Here is a 15,886-nt window from a genome sequence, read left to right on the forward strand (position 1 = left end):
TGTTTCCCCTCCAAACCAGAACGCATGCGTATTGGTGTTCCGGCTTTAACCCGCAAACACTGTGCGGCCCGAAACCATTGTTTGCAAGACCCTGCCTTGCAGGCGCGCGCCTTCGAAGCAGGTGTTTTTCGAGCGGGAGCGGATGGCGCTCTCTTGCACGATCCATGGCTCGTCGAGATCGACCAGAACCAGATCGGCCGCTGCCCCCGGTTTCAGCGTGCCGCCGGGCAGACCGAACAGTTTTGCCGGCGCGGTCGATAGCACCTCGATCACCCGCAGCAGCGACAGATCCTCATTATGATAGAGACGAAGTGCGGCGCCCAGCAGCGTCTCCAGCCCGATCGCGCCGTCGGCAGCGTCGGCAAAAGGCAGGCGCTTGGTGTCGACGTCCTGCGGATCGTGCGAGGAGACGACGATATCTATAGTCCCGTCCTTCAGCGCCTCGACCATCGCCAGCCGGTCGTCCTCTGTGCGCAGGGGCGGCGACAGGCGGAAGAAGGTGCGGTATTCGCCGACATCGTTTTCGTTGAGAGACAGGTGGTTGATCGAGACGCCGGCGGTGACCTTGGCGCCGTCGGCCTTGGCGCGGGCGATCGCGTTTGCCGACATCGCCGTGGAAATCTTGGCGGCGTGATAGTTGCCGCGCGTTAGCCGTGCGAGCATCAGGTCTCGTTCCAGCGGTATCGCCTCGGCTTCGCGCGGAATGCCGGAAAGGCCGAGCCAGCTGGCATAGAGCCCTTCGTTCATCACGCCCGAACCGGCGAGATCCCTGTCCTGTGTTTCATGCATGATGGTCGCGCCGAAGTCGCGCGCATAAGTCAGCGCGCGGCGCATCGTCAGCGCGTTGGAAATCGTGTGCCGGCCGTCGGTGAAGGCAACCGCGCCGGCTTCGCGCAGCAGGCCGAATTCGGTCATCTCGCGGCCTTCAAGGCCCTTGGTGATGGCAGCCGCCGGAAAGACATTGACCGAGGCCGTATCGCGAGCCGTCCGCAGCACGAACTCGACCAGCGCGACATTGTCGATGACCGGATCGGTGTCAGGCATCATGACGATGGACGTCACACCGCCGGCAGCAGCAGCCACGCTCGCGGAAGCAATGGTTTCGCGATGTTCGCCGCCGGGCTCGCCGATAAAGACGCGGCCATCGACCAATCCGGGGATGATCGCCTTGCCGGCGCAGTCGATGACCGTCGCACCTTCCGGTGCGCCTTGGTTCAGCGCTGACGCGCCCGCGGCGGCAATCTTCTTGCCGTTAACGATGACTGTGCCGATCTCGTCCAGTCCGCGCGACGGGTCGACGATGCGGGCGCGTTGGAAAACGGTGACGCTCATGCCGATACCCCCTCGCGGTTGCGACGAGGATCGAGCAAGGCTTCCATTACGGCCATGCGCACGGCGACGCCCATCTCCACCTGTTCCTGGATCACGCTTTGCGGGCCGTCGGCGATTTCGGATGCGATTTCGACGCCGCGATTCATCGGGCCGGGGTGCATGACCAGCGCGTCGGGTTTTGCCGCCTTCAGCTTTTCCGCGTCGAGCCCGAAATAGCGGAAATATTCGCGCACCGACGGCACGAAGGCGCCTTCCATGCGCTCGCGCTGCAGGCGCAGCATCATCACCACGTCGGCGTCCTTCAGTCCCTCGGCCATGGTCGCGCAAACCTCAACCCCCATCTGCGCGATGCCGGATGGCAGTAGCGTCGACGGTGCGACGACCCGAACCCGTGCGCCGAGCGCGTTGAGCAGAAGAATATTGGAGCGGGCGACGCGTGAGTGAAGAATGTCGCCGCAAATCGCAACCGTCAGCCGGGAGAGATTGCCCTTGGCGCGGCGGATGGTCAGCGCATCGAGCAGCGCCTGTGTCGGGTGCTCATGCGCACCGTCGCCGGCGTTGACCACCGAGCAGCCGACCTTCTGCGCCAGAAGGGCGGCGGCACCGGCAGAAGCGTGGCGGATGATGAGAATGTCGGGCCGCATCGCGTTCAGCGTCATGGCCGTGTCGATCAGCGTTTCGCCCTTCTTCACCGAAGAGCTCGCCACCGACATGTTCATGACATCGGCGCCGAGACGCTTTCCGGCCAGCTCGAAGGAAGACTGTGTTCGGGTCGACGCCTCATAGAAGAGATTGATCTGCGTGCGGCCGCGCAGGGTCGATGTCTTCTTCTCATGTCGTCGGGAAATCGCCACGGCGGCGTCGGCGCGATCGAGCAACAGCTCTATGTCGACGGGAGATAGATCCCGTATGCCGAGCAGGTGGCGGTGCGGATAAAGGGGCAGGGACGAAGCTTCTGTCATCTCAAGGCCGTGCTATATGCGCGCGCAAAAGCCATCGCAAGCTGTCGTTGTGGGTTGGCGCGATTTCTCCCGGGATTTTAATCGCGCGGCTACCAATCCTTGCGTTATAAAACCGTCCACCCCGCTTCGGATTCGCATGGCGCGCCGAAGAACCAGTTAAGGAAAGCGCGTGACCGACGAGGTAACGAACCAGCCCCCGCCATTGACCGGAAGCAATGCCTGGCGGGGCGATCCGTTGCTGGTACAGCTTGCCGAGCATTTTTCCGAGCCGGTACGCAAGGATCTGGATGGTCTTGGCCGCTTCGTTCTGAGCTCCGAAGCGCAGGATCTCGCACGCCTGGCTAACACCGAAACACCGAAGCTGAAGACGCATGACCGGCAGGGCCGGCGCATCGATCTGGTCGAGTTTCATCCCGCCTATCACGCGTTGCTGCGCCGTTCGGTCGCCGTCGGCTTGCACTCCTCGGTCTGGGAGAACGGTGCTACCGAAACCGGCAAGCGCCATCAGGTCCGCGCCGCCCGCTTTTATCTAACGTCCGAACTGGAATCGGGTCATCTCTGCCCGATCACAATGACCAACGCCTCGCTCGCTGCCCTGATGGCCAGCCCGAAATTGTTTCGCGAATGGGCGCCGCGCGTCACCACGCGCAAATACGATCAGGCCCAGAAGCCGCCGGTCGAAAAGACCGGGCTGACGCTCGGCATGGGCATGACCGAGAAGCAGGGCGGCACGGATGTGCGCGCCAACACCACCAAAGCCGAACGCGTCGGCAGCGGCTTTTACAGGCTCACCGGCCATAAATGGTTCATGTCGGCACCGATGTCAGATGCTTTTCTGGTGCTTGGGCAAGTGCGCGAGGGCCTGTCATGCTTCCTCGTGCCGCGTATCCTGGGCGATGGAACCGGCAATGGGTTTCGTTTCCAGCGCTTGAAGGACAAGCTGGGCAACCGCTCCAACGCTTCCTCGGAAGTCGAGTTCGTCAACTCCATCGGCGAGATGGTCGGCGAACCAGGCGAGGGGGTGAAGACCATCATGGATATGGTCACGCTGACGCGCCTCGACTGCGCCGTCGCATCGTCCGGCATCATGCGGGCCGGTCTGGCGGAAGCCGTCCATCATGCCCGCCACCGCCAGGTGTTCGGCTCCAGTCTCATCGAACAACCGCTGATGCAGCGCGTTCTGGCCGACATGGCGCTGGACGTTGCCGGCGCCACGGCGCTGTCGTTTCGGTTGGCGCGTTCGTTTGACGAAGCCGCCAGCGATCGCGGCGAGGCGGCATTCGCGCGGGCCATGACGCCTGTAGTCAAATACTGGGTCTGCAAGATCGCACCGGCATTGCTTTACGAGGCGATGGAGTGCCTCGGCGGCAACGGCTACGTCGAGGAAGCGCCGCTGGCGCGCTACTACCGCGAGGTTCCGGTCAATGCGATCTGGGAAGGCTCGGGCAATGTCATGGCGCTCGATGTGCTGCGTGTCCTTGGTCGCGCGCCGGGCCTTTTCGATGAAGTGCTTGCCGGCATCGAGCGTGACCTGGGCGCCGGCGGGCCCGGCACCATCGGCGTTTTGCGTGCCGCCATGCAGGTCGCATCTTCAGACGAAGGTTCGGCGCGCATACTGACCGAACAACTCGCGCTGTCGGCCGCCGCCGCCGAACTGAAGCGGTTGGGGGCAGGGCGCATCGCCGATGCCTTCATCGAAACGCGGCTCGCCGGCCAATGGCGCGGAACCTACGGCATGCTTGACGCGCGCCACGATGCGCGCATGATCGTTGATACGCTCTATCCTGCCAACTGAGCCGTAACTGCCAGCACGACTGGTATGGTGACGAACGAGACAATCGTCTGCAGCGTGGTGACGGCGGCGTAGAGTTCTGCATCGCCGCCAAGTTGCCGCGCCAGCAGATAGCCGTTCATGGCAGATGGCACCGCCGCACAAAGCGCCAGGTAGCTGAGTTGCAACCCACTGACGCCGAAGGCAAGACCCGCGCCGACAAGCAATATCGGGAAGACCACCAGTTTGAGCACCAATGGCAGGACAAGGCCGAGACGCGGTTGCCACAGGTCGCTGACGCGCAACGCAGCCCCCACCGCGAGAAGTCCCATTCCGAGCGCCGCATTTGCGATCAGGCCGAGCGCCTGGTTGAGCGGCCCGTAAAGTTCGAACGGCAATTGCCTGAACAGGATACCGGCGAGCGAACCGAGAATCATCGGATTGGTCACGATGCCGCGGCCAATGCGCGCCCAGTTTATGGAATGGTCGGCAAACCGCGTGACGGTGAAAACCGTGGTCAGGTTTATCGGTATGATGATGACCGCCATGACAAGGGCCACCACCGCCATTCCGGCAGGCGGGAATATCTTCTGGGCGATCGCCAGCGCGATGAAGCTGTTCCAGCGCACCGACGTCTGGAAGATCGAGGAGAATTCGCTTTTGCGGACAAGGCCGCTGGGTTTCAGGAGAGGCCACAGCGCAAGGGTGATGGCGATCATTGCGACCAATGCCACCAGCAACGCGGCCATCATAGCATCGAGCTGAAGTCCGCTGAAATCGGCATTGTAGATCGTGACGAACAGCAAGGCCGGATAGAGGAACCAGAAACCGATCTGATCCAGGCCAAGCCACGCCGACGAATCGATCAGCGGCATGCGACGCAGGAGATTACCGCCGATGATGAGCAGGAAAATCGGCAGGATGCTTTCGAAGATCGGGAGCATGGACGCTTCAAGGTTGAAGGCGAGGGCGGGGCGGCGAACGATGGACGGTTCTATAGAGCCTATGTCTTGCCGTTATCAACAGCGCGCCTCCGTCCGTTAACCTTAACAAATGGTTTCCGTTGCGGTGAAAATGCTCCGGCTCCACTGTGGAAGGAGACCAAAAGGATTCCCATGCGCCATCTCCTCGGCTCCTTCTTGACCTTCCATTGGGCAGCAGCCTTCGCGCTGCTGGCGATGGCCTGCGTCTTCGGAAGCGCCGGCGGTGCTTCGAATGCGCTCGATATCCTCGGAATAGCCTTGCCGGATGAAAACGCAGTCACTGTGGGCTCGCTGTCCAGCGTCTTCCTCTCGGTGACTTTTGCACTCGTGGCAGCCCTGTTCCTTTGGGCATTTCTGACGCTGTTCCTCTGCGAACCCTCGGATCAGGGCGACCCGGACGAGGTGACCCGCGTGGCCTTTGCCGCTGCCGCAGGCGTCCTGTCCTTGATGCTGGTTCTGGGGGTTATGCGCGCGGATGCCGGCATCTTTCCAGTAGTCGCGGCGGTTCTTGCGGCGATAACCACGTCCTATCTCGCTATACAGGCCGAGCGCTGGGCAGCATTGCTGACGGCTTCACCCGAAGAGGAAGATGGCCAAGAAGTGGCGCGGTCGATGGCGATGGGAGCAGCCCACGGAGCCATGCTGTCGCGCATTTCCGGCCGATCTGACCCGAGAGGGAACGCCTGATGCGTTATGTTCTTGCGCTTTGGGCTCTGCCGCTGGTGCTGTTCTGGGGCTGGTTCGGCCTGTCATTCTACAACATCAATTTCGGCTATGTCATGCTGACCAGGCAGGTGCACGATCTTGTCTTTCAGCTCTATGGCGACACGCTCGGCATCGATCCGACCATCATCCCCGGCATGGTCGCCAAGGCCTGCATCATCGACACGCTCATCGTGCTAGCCATCTATGCGTTTCGTCGTCGCCGCCAGATTGGCGCATGGCTGAAAACGCAACGCGAACGTTATCTTGGCGAGGCCTCTTCACCGAGCGCGTAAAGCCGATCCAGAACGCCTTGCAGAATGAAGGCGGCGGCAGCCGAATCGATCTTCGTCTTCCGTTTTGCCCGCGACATGTCCATTTCGATCAGGCTGCGCTCGGCGGCGACCGTCGACAGCCGCTCGTCCCAGAAGGCGAAGGGCAGGTCGGTCATGCGCGCTATGTTGCGCACGAAGGCGCGTGACGCCTGGGCGCGAGGCCCTTCGCTGCCGTCCATGTTGATCGGCAGGCCAATCACCACCGCACCGGTGTTTTCCTTCGTCAGCAGATCAATGAGGCTCGCTGCATCGACGGAAAACTTCTTGCGGATGATGACCGGGCGCGGATGGGCAAAGGACAGGCCGCGATCAGAGACGGCCACGCCGATCGTCTTGTCGCCGAGATCGAGCCCGGCAAGCGTCCTGCCATTGGCCAAGAGGGCCGGCAGGTCTTCGATCACGACAATGTTCAATGGCTCGCCGCTTTCCTTTTGACATGAATGCCCTGCCTTCTATCTTCCCGGCAAGAGAAAATCGAGGAGACGACCTTCATGAAAATCACCTGGTATGGCCAATCCGCATTCCGCGTCGAAGCAGGCGGCGCAAAGATCCTGATCGATCCGTTCCTCAGCCAGAATCCTTCATGGGGCAAGGGATGGGAAGGGCCAGCCGAAGGTATAACCCATCTGCTCCTCACGCATGGCCATAATGACCATGTCGGCGATTCGGTCGAAATCCTGAAGAAGACCGGCGCCCAGCTCGTCGCCAATTTCGAGATCTGCATGTATCTCGTCGGCAAGGGTGCGAGCGGCGACAAGATCAATCCCGGCAATCTTGGCGGCACCGTCGATTGCGGTGGCTTCACGACGACTTTCGTCCAGGCGCTGCATTCCTCGTCCTTCGGCGGCGAGGGCGGATCGAACGTCTATCTCGGCAATCCCGGCGGCCTTGTTCTGCATTTCCCCGACGACCGCACACTCTACCATATGGGCGATACCGATATTTTCTCCGACATGGCGCTGATCAACGAACTGCACGAGCCGAAGATCGGACTGGTACCCGTCGGCGACCGCTACACCATGGGCGGCGCGGTCGCGGCCTTGGCCTGCCAGCGCTTCTTCAAGTTCGAGACGGTCATACCTTGCCACTACGCGACATTCCCGATGCTGGACCAGACGGCGGAGAAATTCGTCGATGGCATGGAAGGCTCGGGCGTCGATGTCATCGTGCCGAAGGTCGGCGAAAGCAGGGACATTTAGCCGCCCGAAGGCAATCGCGCGGACATGCTTGTTGCGCACCGCGCTTGGCGCCGCTATAGCCCGAACATGATTAGCAGCCCGGATTTCCGGAGAGTTTTTGATGTCCGTCGATAAAGCCACCGTCAAGCGCGTCGCCCATCTTGCCCGCATCGCCGTCACCGAGGAAGACGCCGAGCGCATGACCGGCGAGTTGAATGCCATCCTCGGCTTTGTCGAGCAATTGAACGAAGTCGATGTTTCCGGCGTCGAGCCGATGACCTCGGTGACGCCGATGGCAATGCGCAAGCGCGAAGACATCGTCACCGACGGCAACAAGGCGGCCGATATCGTCGCCAACGCGCCGGTAACCGACGAGAACTTTTTCCTCGTCCCGAAGGTCGTGGAGTAACACCACGATGACGGTAACGATTGCCATCGAGACCCCGTTGCAGGACGACGTGCGCGCCATGGTGGCGGTTCTCAACGCCCACATGATCCCGCTTACGCCGCGGGAGTTTCAATTCCAGTTGACCGTCGAGCAGATGGCCGAACCGACCGTGACGGTACTTGTCGCGCGAAACGAAGCCGGTCGTCAGGTCGGCATGGCATCCCTCAAGGATCATGGCGACAGCCTCGGTGAAGTGAAGCGCATGTTCACGCTGCCGGAAGTGCGCGGCCAGCGGGTCGGCGCAAAGCTTCTGCGGCACATTGAATCGCTGGCACGCGAAAAGGGAATTTCGCGGCTCGTGCTGGAGACGGGCGAAGCGCCGGGCTTCGAGCCGGCCTGGCGCGTCTACGAACGTGGCGGGTTCCAGGTCTGCGGCGCGGTTCTCGACTATCCCGATTCCGGCTTTTCCCGTTTTTACGAAAAGAACCTTGCCTGATGAGCGACCTTACCAAACTGACAATTTCCGAAGCCCGCGAGAAACTTCGCTCGAAGGATATCTCGTCCGTTGAGCTGACCGACGCCTATCTCGGCGCGATCGACGCTGCCAACCAGACCTTCAACGCCTATGTCGCGGTCACGCATGACAAGGCGCGCGACATGGCCAGGGTATCGGACGAAAAGCTGGCCAAGGGTGAGGGTGGGGCGCTCGAGGGCATCCCGCTCGGCATCAAGGACCTGTTCGGCACCGAAGGTGTGCACACGCAGGCTTGCAGCCATGTGCTCGACGGCTTCAAGCCGCGTTATGAATCGACCGTGACGGCAAATCTCTGGGCCGACGGTGCGGTCATGCTCGGCAAGCTCAACATGGATGAGTTCGCCATGGGTTCGTCCAACGAGACCTCCTACTACGGCGCGGTCGTCAATCCGTGGCGCGCGGGTGGTTCGAACAGGCAGCTCGTTCCCGGTGGCTCGTCCGGCGGCTCGGCAGCTGCCGTCTCGTCCTGGCTCTGTGCCGGCGCGACTGCTACCGACACCGGCGGCTCGATCCGCCAGCCCGCGGCATTCACCGGCACGGTCGGCATCAAGCCGACCTATGGCCGCGTTTCGCGCTGGGGCGTCGTTGCTTTTGCATCGTCGCTCGATCAGGCTGGCCCGATCACGCGTGACGTGCGCGATGCCGCGATCATGCTCAAATCCATGGCTTCGGTCGATCCGAAAGACACGACCTCCGTCGATCTGCCGGTGCCGGACTATGAGGCTGCGATCGGCCGCCCGATCAAGGGCATGAAGGTCGGCATTCCGAAGGAATACCGTGTCGATGGCATGCCGGAAGAGATCGAGGCGCTGTGGCAGAAGGGTATTGCCTGGCTCAAGGATGCCGGTGCCGAGATCGTCGACATCTCGCTGCCGCACACGAAATATGCGCTGCCGGCCTATTACATCGTCGCGCCGGCGGAAGCCTCGTCCAACTTGGCGCGCTACGATGGTGTTCGCTACGGCCTGCGCGTGCCGGGCAAGGACATCACCGACATGTATGAGCAGACCCGCGCCGCCGGTTTCGGCCGCGAGGTCAAACGCCGCATCATGATCGGCACTTATGTGCTTTCGGCCGGCTATTACGATGCCTATTATCTTCAGGCGCAGAAGGTCCGCACGCTGATCAAGAAGGATTTTGAGGACGTCTTCGCCGCCGGCGTCGATGTCATCCTGACGCCGGCGACGCCGTCGGCTGCCTTCGGCATCGCCGATCAGGACATGGCGAGCGATCCGGTGAAAATGTACCTCAACGACATCTTCACCGTCACCGTGAACATGGCCGGCCTGCCGGGCATCGCGGTTCCGGCCGGGCTCGACGCGCATGGCCTGCCGCTCGGTCTACAGCTTATCGGCCGGCCCTTCGACGAGGAAACGCTGTTCCAGACCGCTCACGTCATCGAGCAGGCGGCGGGACGGTTCGAGCCGGAGAAGTGGTGGTAGAGATTGTTCCGCCATCCTTTTGAAAAGGTGACGGGATGTTCTTTGTAGTCTCCAAAGTCTTCTGGTTCTTCATCCAGCCGCTGAACCTTGCGATCTTCCTGCTTCTGGCCGGCGTGGTCGGCCTGTTTCTCGGCTGGCGGCGCTTGTCGGTCGCCGGCTGCGTCAGCGCGTTCCTGATCCTAGGATTGGCGACTTGGACGTCGCTCGGCGCAATGCTGATGAATCCATTGGAAGAGCGTTTTCAGCGTCCGACATTGCCGGAAAAGGTCGATGGCATCGTCGTGCTGGGCGGTGGGCTTGAAGGCGCGATCAATCTGGCGCGCGGCGGCTATGAGATGAACAGCGCCGGCGATCGTTTCGTTGAGGCGGCAGTGCTGGCGCGACGTTTTCCGGATGCGAAGATCGTGATCTCCGGTGGCGTCGGCACGTTGGTGCTCGAAGGCGAGGGCGATGCCGATACGGCACCCCGGCTGCTTTCTGCGCTCGGCGTCGCACCCGAACGCATGGTGCTCGAAAACCAGTCGCGCAACACTTACGAAAATGCGGTTTTCACCAAGCGGCTGGTGACGCCCAAGCCCGGCGAGACATGGCTTCTGGTCACCTCCGCCTTCCACATGCCGCGCTCGATGGCACTGTTTCGCAAAGCCGACTTTTCGGTCCTGCCCTGGCCGGTGGATTATCGCACCTCGGGCGAGGAGGGCGTCGGCTTCTTCCGCGACAACCCGCAGGCTTCGCTTCAGAACACGACGATGGCGATCCGCGAATGGATCGGGCTTTTCGCCTATTGGCTCTCGGGGCGGATCGACTCACCGTTTCCCGGCCCGGCGTAATCCTGCGCTTCGACCATGACGGCCTCTCTTGCCGCTGAAAAGAACTGGCGGCGCAAAAGCACGGCGAACAGGATCACCGTCGTCAGCGCGAACACGATCGGGTCAACGAACCAGCCGAGATAGCCGATCGAGAAGAAGATGCCGCGCAGACCAGCGTTGAAGTGCTTCCCGGCCAGTATGTTCATGCGCGCAGCGCGGCGGATCGCGGTTTCCATCTCGATTTCGTTGGCATGACCATCCCTGATCATGGGCACCGCTCCGATCAGGATCGAGCAGTAGTTGAACAGCCTGTAAGACCAGCCGAATTTGAAGAACGAATAGGCCAGGATGACGATCAGCCCGAGCACCTTGATCTCGAAGATCGGCCGCGACGGAGCACTGGCAAAGGGCAAGTCCGACAGAACCGTCAGCACATGATCTGACGCGCCGAGCAAGGCGAAGCAGCCACCGACTGCAATGAGCGAGCTCGAGGCGAAAAACGCGGTTCCCTGCTGGAGCCCGACCATGATGCTCGTGTCGATCATGCGCAATTCGCGCCGCGCCATCGTCTGCATCCAGGCTTCGCGCTGGGCATTCATTGCCCTGCTCAGCGAAACGCGACTGACCAGCTTGCCATCGGCGGCAAGCGTGTGCACCACCCAGGCAACCAGGAAGAAGACCAGTGCGGCGAGATCGGCTGCCGTCAGATGAAGAGAATCGAGCATTTTGCGAACATATCACGGCCGCGTGATGCCGCGAAAAGCACTTCGCTCAAGATGACGACTGCGACACAATCCCGTCACACAGCTTGCGAAAGTGTTTATGCGAAGAGCCGGATAAATCGTTGATTTTATTAAAATGCGGATGGCCGGCGCATGGCAGATATGCGAAATCCGCCTTGCTTCTGCCTTTTTTGCAGTTGCGAACAGCCGCGCAAAGGCGTATCCAGCCATCCCACTGCGGGGTGGGAGAAAAGCGGCGGGAAAGCCGTTCTCGCAAGATTTCACAGGATAGAAAAAGACATCATGGACGACAGCGTTCAGAAATCCTGCTGGGGCCTCACGGCCAAGGCAGTGATCGGCATTGCAGGCATCATCGTACTTTTCTGGCTGGTCAGCGGGGCCGAAGCGGCGGCAGCGGTCGCAAGCTGACCCCGGCAGACAGCATCGAAATTTGAAAGAGGCGCGGTTTTCCGCGTCTCTTTTGTTTTGAGGGTGTCGTTGGCGAAGCAATCGAAGTCGGGAAGCGCCAAGCTTTGCCTGACAAAAGCGCCCAAACATCCATATATAGATGAGACAAGCGCAGCCCGCGCCTTGCAGTCCGTGGAGACCAACCGCTCGTGTTCCTGTCGGTATTCGACCTCTTCAAGATCGGCATCGGTCCGTCCAGTTCGCACACGATGGGCCCCATGACGGCTGCAGCCCGCTTCCTGGCGGAAATGCTGGGTGATGACTGGCCGCGCCCGGCGGGTGCGAAGGTCGATCGCGTCGCTGCCAGCCTGCACGGCTCGCTTGCCTACACCGGCGTCGGCCATGGCACCGACCGCGCCGTCATCCTTGGCCTTGCCGGCCAGATACCCACGACCGTAGACCCTGACCTTTCCGATGCGATCATCGAGAAAATCACAGCGGAGAAGCGCGTAGCCCCTCCCGGCCACCCATCCTATCGCTTCGATCCGGCGAGCGATCTTGTGATGGACAAGAAGACGCCTCTGCTCGGCCACGCCAACGGCATGGCCTTTTACGCCTACGATGCCGACGACCGGCTGCTGCTGAAACGCATCTACTATTCGATCGGCGGCGGCTTCGTGGTTTCCGAGGAAGAGCTTCAGCGCCTGAAATCGCGCGGCGACACGTCGACCGGCCCGAAGGTGCCGTATCCGTTCAAGAATGCCGTCGAAATGCTGGCCATGGCGGGCAAGAGCGGGTTGTCGATTGCCGAGATGAAGCGCGTCAACGAGGAGACGCGCCAGTCGCGCGACGAACTCGACTCCGGCCTGGATGCCATCTGGGGCGCCATGAAAAGCTGCATCGAGCGCGGCCTGTCGCAGGACGGCATCATGCCGGGCGGGTTGAAGGTGCGCCGCCGTGCCCGCCAGCTTCATGACAAATTGCAGGAAGAATGGCGTCAGAACCGCCCGAACCCGCTTCTGGCCAATGATTGGCTGTCGATCTACGCCATGGCCGTCAACGAGGAGAACGCTGCCGGCGGCCGCGTCGTTACAGCGCCGACCAATGGCGCTGCCGGTACGCTGCCTGCGGTGCTGCGCTACTGGCTGCATTTCCATCCCGAGGCCGATCAGGCTGGCATTCGCGATTTTCTGCTGACGGCTGCCGCCGTCGGTGGCATCATCAAGACCAACGCCTCGATTTCAGGCGCGGAAGTCGGGTGCCAGGGCGAGGTCGGTTCGGCTTCGGCAATGGCCGCCGCCGGGCTTTGCGCCGTCATGGGCGGCACGCCGGAACAGGTGGAAAATGCCGCCGAGATCGCGCTTGAACATCATCTCGGCATGACCTGCGATCCCGTCGGTGGGCTCGTGCAGGTGCCGTGCATCGAACGCAACGCGCTGGGAGCGGTGAAGGCGGTGACGGCCGCCTCGCTGGCCATCAAGGGCGACGGAAAGCATTTCGTGCCGCTCGACGCGGCCATCGAAACCATGCGCCAGACCGGCATGGACATGAACGAGCGCTACAAGGAAACCAGCCTGGGCGGCCTTGCAGTAAACGTCGTGGAGTGCTGAGCCGGCCTGTGGAGAACGGTGATTTGAATTGACGACGCCGATGCCGGCGCTAAACCATTGGCCATGGCCCTGAACCTCATAAAACTCTGCGTCGGCTGCGACAGCGTCGAGGATCTGGAAGAGTGGATCGCCTTCCGGCTGGACGAACGCCGCCGCAATGGCGAACCGGTCGAGCAGTATCACACGACCCGCATGATGCCGACGCGCGGCGCGGAGCTCATTGACGGCGGTTCGCTCTATTGGGTCATCAAGAGCAACGTGCAGTGCCGCCAGCGGCTTCTGGAAATCCGACCCTTCACCGACGAAGAGGGCATTTCGCGCTGCCATCTGGTGCTCGACCCGGTTGTTATCCGCACCGACTGGCAGCCGCGCCGGGCCTTTCAGGGCTGGCGCTATCTCAAGGCGCCGGATGCCCCGGCCGATCTTGGCTCCGGCAATTCCGGCCTGGTGGAAATGCCGCCAAAACTGCGCCGCGAACTGGCCGACCTCGGACTGCTTTGAGTTCACCCGCCGATAATTCCAAAGCGCCGGGTGCAATCGCCAAACCGGCTGACCACGCTGCAGCAAGCTTCATCCGCGCGCACATGCATGTCATCGCAGTGCCTTTCGTGCCGGAGATCAGGCTTTACACGGCGCATCCGGGCAGCGGGTTGCGGCGCCTGACCGAAGCTGAAGGGGATGCAGACCCTTTACCCCCTTACTGGGCCTATCCCTGGGCGGGCGGATTGGTGTTGGCGCGGTATTTCCTTGATCGACCGGAAACGGTGACAGGCCGGCGGGTGCTCGACCTTGGGGCGGGCTCCGGGCTGGTTGGCATTGCGGCGATGAAAGCCGGTGCAGGCGAGGTGATCGCTTCCGAAATCGACCGCAACGGCGTTGCCGCAATCGGCCTGAACGCCGCTGAAAACGGTGTCTCGATCACGGCAATTGGAAGCGATCTCACGTCTGGCCCGCCGCCCTTGGTGGATATCGTGGCCGTTGGCGACCTCTTTTACAAAAGCCAACTCGCGGAGCGCGTCATGGCCTTTCTCGACCGATGCCTCGATACCGGTATCGATGTCCTGATCGGTGATCCGGGGCGGGCATATCTGCCTCGTTCTCGGCTGCGGCAGCTAGCCGAATATCGGGTGCCTGATTTCGGGGTAGGCCGGGACGCTGACATACGCCCCAGCGCCGTTTTTGCTCTCGAGCCATGAAGCCGTGCATCAAGCCGTTTTTACCCATGATGCGCTAACCCGGCTTGCAAGCAGCGCCATCCCGCCACATCTTCCTTTCATGACTGAAAAGAAGCCGCCTGCATCCATCGCCAATCGTGCCTCGCCGCCTGAAAAGCATTCGAGCGCAGGGGACGTCGAGGCTTTCGTGCGGCAGGCACGAGCGCTGGGCCAGGCGAAGGGATCGAGTTCTGGCCGCCTCATTCTGGCGCTGGATGCGACGATGAGCCGGCAGCCGACATGGGATCTCGCCTGTTCGCTGCAGGCTGAAATGTTCGACGCCGTGCAGCATGCCGGTTCGCTCAATGTCCAGCTCGTATATTTTCGCGGTCTCGGCGAATGCCGTTCCTCGCAATTCGTGGCTGATACGGCGTCGCTGAAGCGTTTGATGATGCGGATCTCCTGTCAGGGCGGCCATACCCAGATCGGCAAGGTTCTTTCACATGCACTTAGGGAAGTCGGGCGCTCCAAAGTTGGCGCGCTCGTCTATATCGGCGATGCGATGGAGGAGGACGTGGACGATCTTTCGGTGAAGGCGGGAAATCTCGGCCTGCACGGGGTTCCCGTCTTCGTCTTTCAGGAAGGCAAGGACCATCTTGCCGAAGCGGCCTTCAAGGAAATCGCGCGGCTGTCGAAAGGCGCCTGGTTCCGCTTCGACCGTAACGCGCCGGCAATGCTGGCGAAACTGCTTTCAGCGATCGCGGTCTTCGCTACGGGTGGCCTCAAGGCCCTTGAAGTGCGTGGACGCGAGGAGGATCGCCTTATGATCGAACATCTGCGCGGCAGGTCCGGATGAGCCTTCTGCTTGGAATTCTGAGCCTTGCGATGCTGCTGCTGGTGGCCGGGACGGTATTTCTGCGCGCTGAGCCCGCCAGCCTTGCCAGAACGGCAACGCTCGCCGGTCCTATCGCCGTCGGGCTTGTGGGTGTCGTGTTTCTGCTCGTCGGCCGAGCGGGATTTGGTGGCATGCTGCTATCGGCAGCTTTCGCCTGGTACTCTGCAGGACGCATGCGCGCTGCGAAGAAAAAGACGCCTGGAAAACGCTCGACGGTGCGTACAGCGGCGCTGGAGATGGAACTCGATCACGACAGCGGCGTGCTGGAAGGCATGGTGCTTGCCGGCCGGCACGAGCAGAAGATGCTCAGCGCCATGTCGCTGAAAGAGCTCAAGGAGCTCTACGCAGACCTCTCCGGTGACCAGGAGAGCCGTCAGCTGCTAGAGACTTATCTTGATGGCCGGTTTCCCGTCTGGCGCGAAGACGCGGATGCGCACGGTAGCGACGGGCATGGTGTTGCGCCAGGTTCTGGCGCCATGACTAAGGAGGAGGCCTACAAGATCCTTGGTCTTGAAACGGGGGCCACCGCGGCGGATATCCGCAAGGCGCACCGCCGCCTGATGCAGCGCCTGCACCCCGATCTCGGAGGCACGTCTTTCCTGGCGGCGCGGATCAACGAAGCCAAGGACGTCTTGCTCACCAATCACCATTAGTCTCCTT

Annotated in this window: 19 protein-coding genes; 14 read left to right on the plus strand and 5 right to left on the minus strand. The window is 61.8% G+C overall.

The window, feature by feature from the left end:
• Positions 1-45: 45 nt before the first annotated feature.
• Positions 46-1,332 carry a dihydroorotase gene (locus tag WBQ96_RS22860; RefSeq protein WP_336552594.1) on the minus strand — a complete coding sequence of 429 codons (1,287 nt, stop codon included), beginning with the start codon at positions 1,330-1,332 and terminating at the stop codon, positions 46-48.
• Positions 1,329-2,294, minus strand: coding sequence for an aspartate carbamoyltransferase catalytic subunit (locus WBQ96_RS22865; protein WP_165114172.1), 966 nt, complete (start codon positions 2,292-2,294; stop codon positions 1,329-1,331). The genes WBQ96_RS22860 and WBQ96_RS22865 overlap by 4 nt, the downstream gene beginning before the upstream one ends.
• Positions 2,295-2,463: 169 nt before the next feature.
• Between WBQ96_RS22865 and WBQ96_RS22870 the strand changes: the two genes are divergently transcribed.
• The gene (locus WBQ96_RS22870) at positions 2,464-4,089 is read left to right on the plus strand and encodes a DNA alkylation response protein (protein WP_336552595.1); all 1,626 of its coding nucleotides are present in this window, start codon (positions 2,464-2,466) and stop codon (positions 4,087-4,089) included.
• On the opposite strand, the gene WBQ96_RS22875 is transcribed toward WBQ96_RS22870, so the two are convergent.
• A complete protein-coding gene (locus WBQ96_RS22875) occupies positions 4,074-5,009 on the minus strand; it encodes an AEC family transporter (protein WP_336552596.1) in 936 nt (311 codons plus the stop codon). The genes WBQ96_RS22870 and WBQ96_RS22875 overlap by 16 nt on opposite strands.
• Before the next feature lie 171 nt (positions 5,010-5,180).
• Here WBQ96_RS22875 and WBQ96_RS22880 point away from each other — a divergent pair, with 171 nt between their 5' ends.
• Together WBQ96_RS22880 and WBQ96_RS22885 are read left to right on the plus strand one after the other, a co-directional pair.
• Positions 5,181-5,735, plus strand: a complete 555-nt coding sequence (locus WBQ96_RS22880; protein WP_336552597.1) for a hypothetical protein — start codon at positions 5,181-5,183, stop codon at positions 5,733-5,735.
• Complete coding sequence (locus tag WBQ96_RS22885) at positions 5,735-6,046, plus strand: DUF6105 family protein (RefSeq protein WP_165114164.1); 312 nt, start codon at positions 5,735-5,737, stop codon at positions 6,044-6,046. Before WBQ96_RS22880 ends, WBQ96_RS22885 begins: the two co-directional genes overlap by 1 nt.
• Here the strand turns inward: WBQ96_RS22885 and ruvX are convergent.
• A complete protein-coding gene (ruvX, locus tag WBQ96_RS22890) occupies positions 6,013-6,498 on the minus strand; it encodes a Holliday junction resolvase RuvX (protein WP_336552598.1) in 486 nt (161 codons plus the stop codon). The genes WBQ96_RS22885 and ruvX overlap by 34 nt on opposite strands.
• Positions 6,499-6,576: 78 nt before the next feature.
• Here ruvX and WBQ96_RS22895 point away from each other — a divergent pair, with 78 nt between their 5' ends.
• The 5 genes from WBQ96_RS22895 (at position 6,577) to WBQ96_RS22915 (ending at position 10,458) form a co-directional block, all read left to right on the plus strand.
• The gene (locus tag WBQ96_RS22895; RefSeq protein WP_091916773.1) at positions 6,577-7,284 is read left to right on the plus strand and encodes a metal-dependent hydrolase; all 708 of its coding nucleotides are present in this window, start codon (positions 6,577-6,579) and stop codon (positions 7,282-7,284) included.
• A 100-nt stretch (positions 7,285-7,384) separates the two neighbouring features.
• Positions 7,385-7,672 (plus strand): Asp-tRNA(Asn)/Glu-tRNA(Gln) amidotransferase subunit GatC, encoded by a 288-nt coding sequence (gene gatC, locus WBQ96_RS22900; protein ID WP_336552599.1) that lies wholly within the window; start codon positions 7,385-7,387, stop codon positions 7,670-7,672.
• 7 nt (positions 7,673-7,679) lie between these two features.
• The gene (locus WBQ96_RS22905; protein ID WP_336552600.1) at positions 7,680-8,147 is read left to right on the plus strand and encodes a GNAT family N-acetyltransferase; all 468 of its coding nucleotides are present in this window, start codon (positions 7,680-7,682) and stop codon (positions 8,145-8,147) included.
• Positions 8,147-9,628: an Asp-tRNA(Asn)/Glu-tRNA(Gln) amidotransferase subunit GatA gene (gatA, locus tag WBQ96_RS22910; RefSeq protein ID WP_336552601.1), complete on the plus strand. Its 1,482-nt coding sequence runs from the start codon at positions 8,147-8,149 to the stop codon at positions 9,626-9,628. The genes WBQ96_RS22905 and gatA overlap by 1 nt, the downstream gene beginning before the upstream one ends.
• A gap of 35 nt (positions 9,629-9,663) precedes the next feature.
• Positions 9,664-10,458: a YdcF family protein gene (locus tag WBQ96_RS22915; protein WP_336552602.1), complete on the plus strand. Its 795-nt coding sequence runs from the start codon at positions 9,664-9,666 to the stop codon at positions 10,456-10,458.
• Here WBQ96_RS22915 and WBQ96_RS22920 read toward each other — a convergent pair.
• Entirely contained in the window at positions 10,410-11,162 is a 753-nt protein-coding gene (locus WBQ96_RS22920; RefSeq protein ID WP_336552603.1) for a DUF599 domain-containing protein, read from the minus strand. The genes WBQ96_RS22915 and WBQ96_RS22920 overlap by 49 nt on opposite strands.
• A gap of 300 nt (positions 11,163-11,462) precedes the next feature.
• Between WBQ96_RS22920 and WBQ96_RS22925 the strand changes: the two genes are divergently transcribed.
• The 6 genes from WBQ96_RS22925 to WBQ96_RS22950 all read left to right on the plus strand — a co-directional run bounded on the left by WBQ96_RS22925 (position 11,463) and on the right by WBQ96_RS22950 (position 15,879).
• On the plus strand, positions 11,463-11,588 hold the full coding sequence (locus tag WBQ96_RS22925; protein WP_281353934.1) for a hypothetical protein: 126 nt from the start codon (positions 11,463-11,465) through the stop codon (positions 11,586-11,588).
• Between the two features lie 188 nt (positions 11,589-11,776).
• Positions 11,777-13,177, plus strand: coding sequence for an L-serine ammonia-lyase (locus tag WBQ96_RS22930; protein ID WP_336552604.1), 1,401 nt, complete (start codon positions 11,777-11,779; stop codon positions 13,175-13,177).
• A 63-nt stretch (positions 13,178-13,240) separates the two neighbouring features.
• Complete coding sequence (locus tag WBQ96_RS22935; RefSeq protein ID WP_336552762.1) at positions 13,241-13,678, plus strand: DUF1489 family protein; 438 nt, start codon at positions 13,241-13,243, stop codon at positions 13,676-13,678.
• Between the two features lie 83 nt (positions 13,679-13,761).
• Positions 13,762-14,373 (plus strand): class I SAM-dependent methyltransferase, encoded by a 612-nt coding sequence (locus WBQ96_RS22940; RefSeq protein WP_336552763.1) that lies wholly within the window; start codon positions 13,762-13,764, stop codon positions 14,371-14,373.
• A 79-nt stretch (positions 14,374-14,452) separates the two neighbouring features.
• Entirely contained in the window at positions 14,453-15,187 is a 735-nt protein-coding gene (locus tag WBQ96_RS22945; RefSeq protein ID WP_336552605.1) for a VWA domain-containing protein, read from the plus strand.
• Positions 15,184-15,879 (plus strand): DnaJ domain-containing protein, encoded by a 696-nt coding sequence (locus tag WBQ96_RS22950; protein WP_336552606.1) that lies wholly within the window; start codon positions 15,184-15,186, stop codon positions 15,877-15,879. The genes WBQ96_RS22945 and WBQ96_RS22950 overlap by 4 nt, the downstream gene beginning before the upstream one ends.
• The last annotated feature ends 7 nt before the right edge of the window (positions 15,880-15,886 follow it).

Origin of the sequence: Mesorhizobium sp. CCNWLY176, from assembly GCF_037153935.1 — a bacterium.
Lineage (GTDB): Bacteria > Pseudomonadota > Alphaproteobacteria > Rhizobiales > Rhizobiaceae > Mesorhizobium_M > Mesorhizobium_M zhangyense.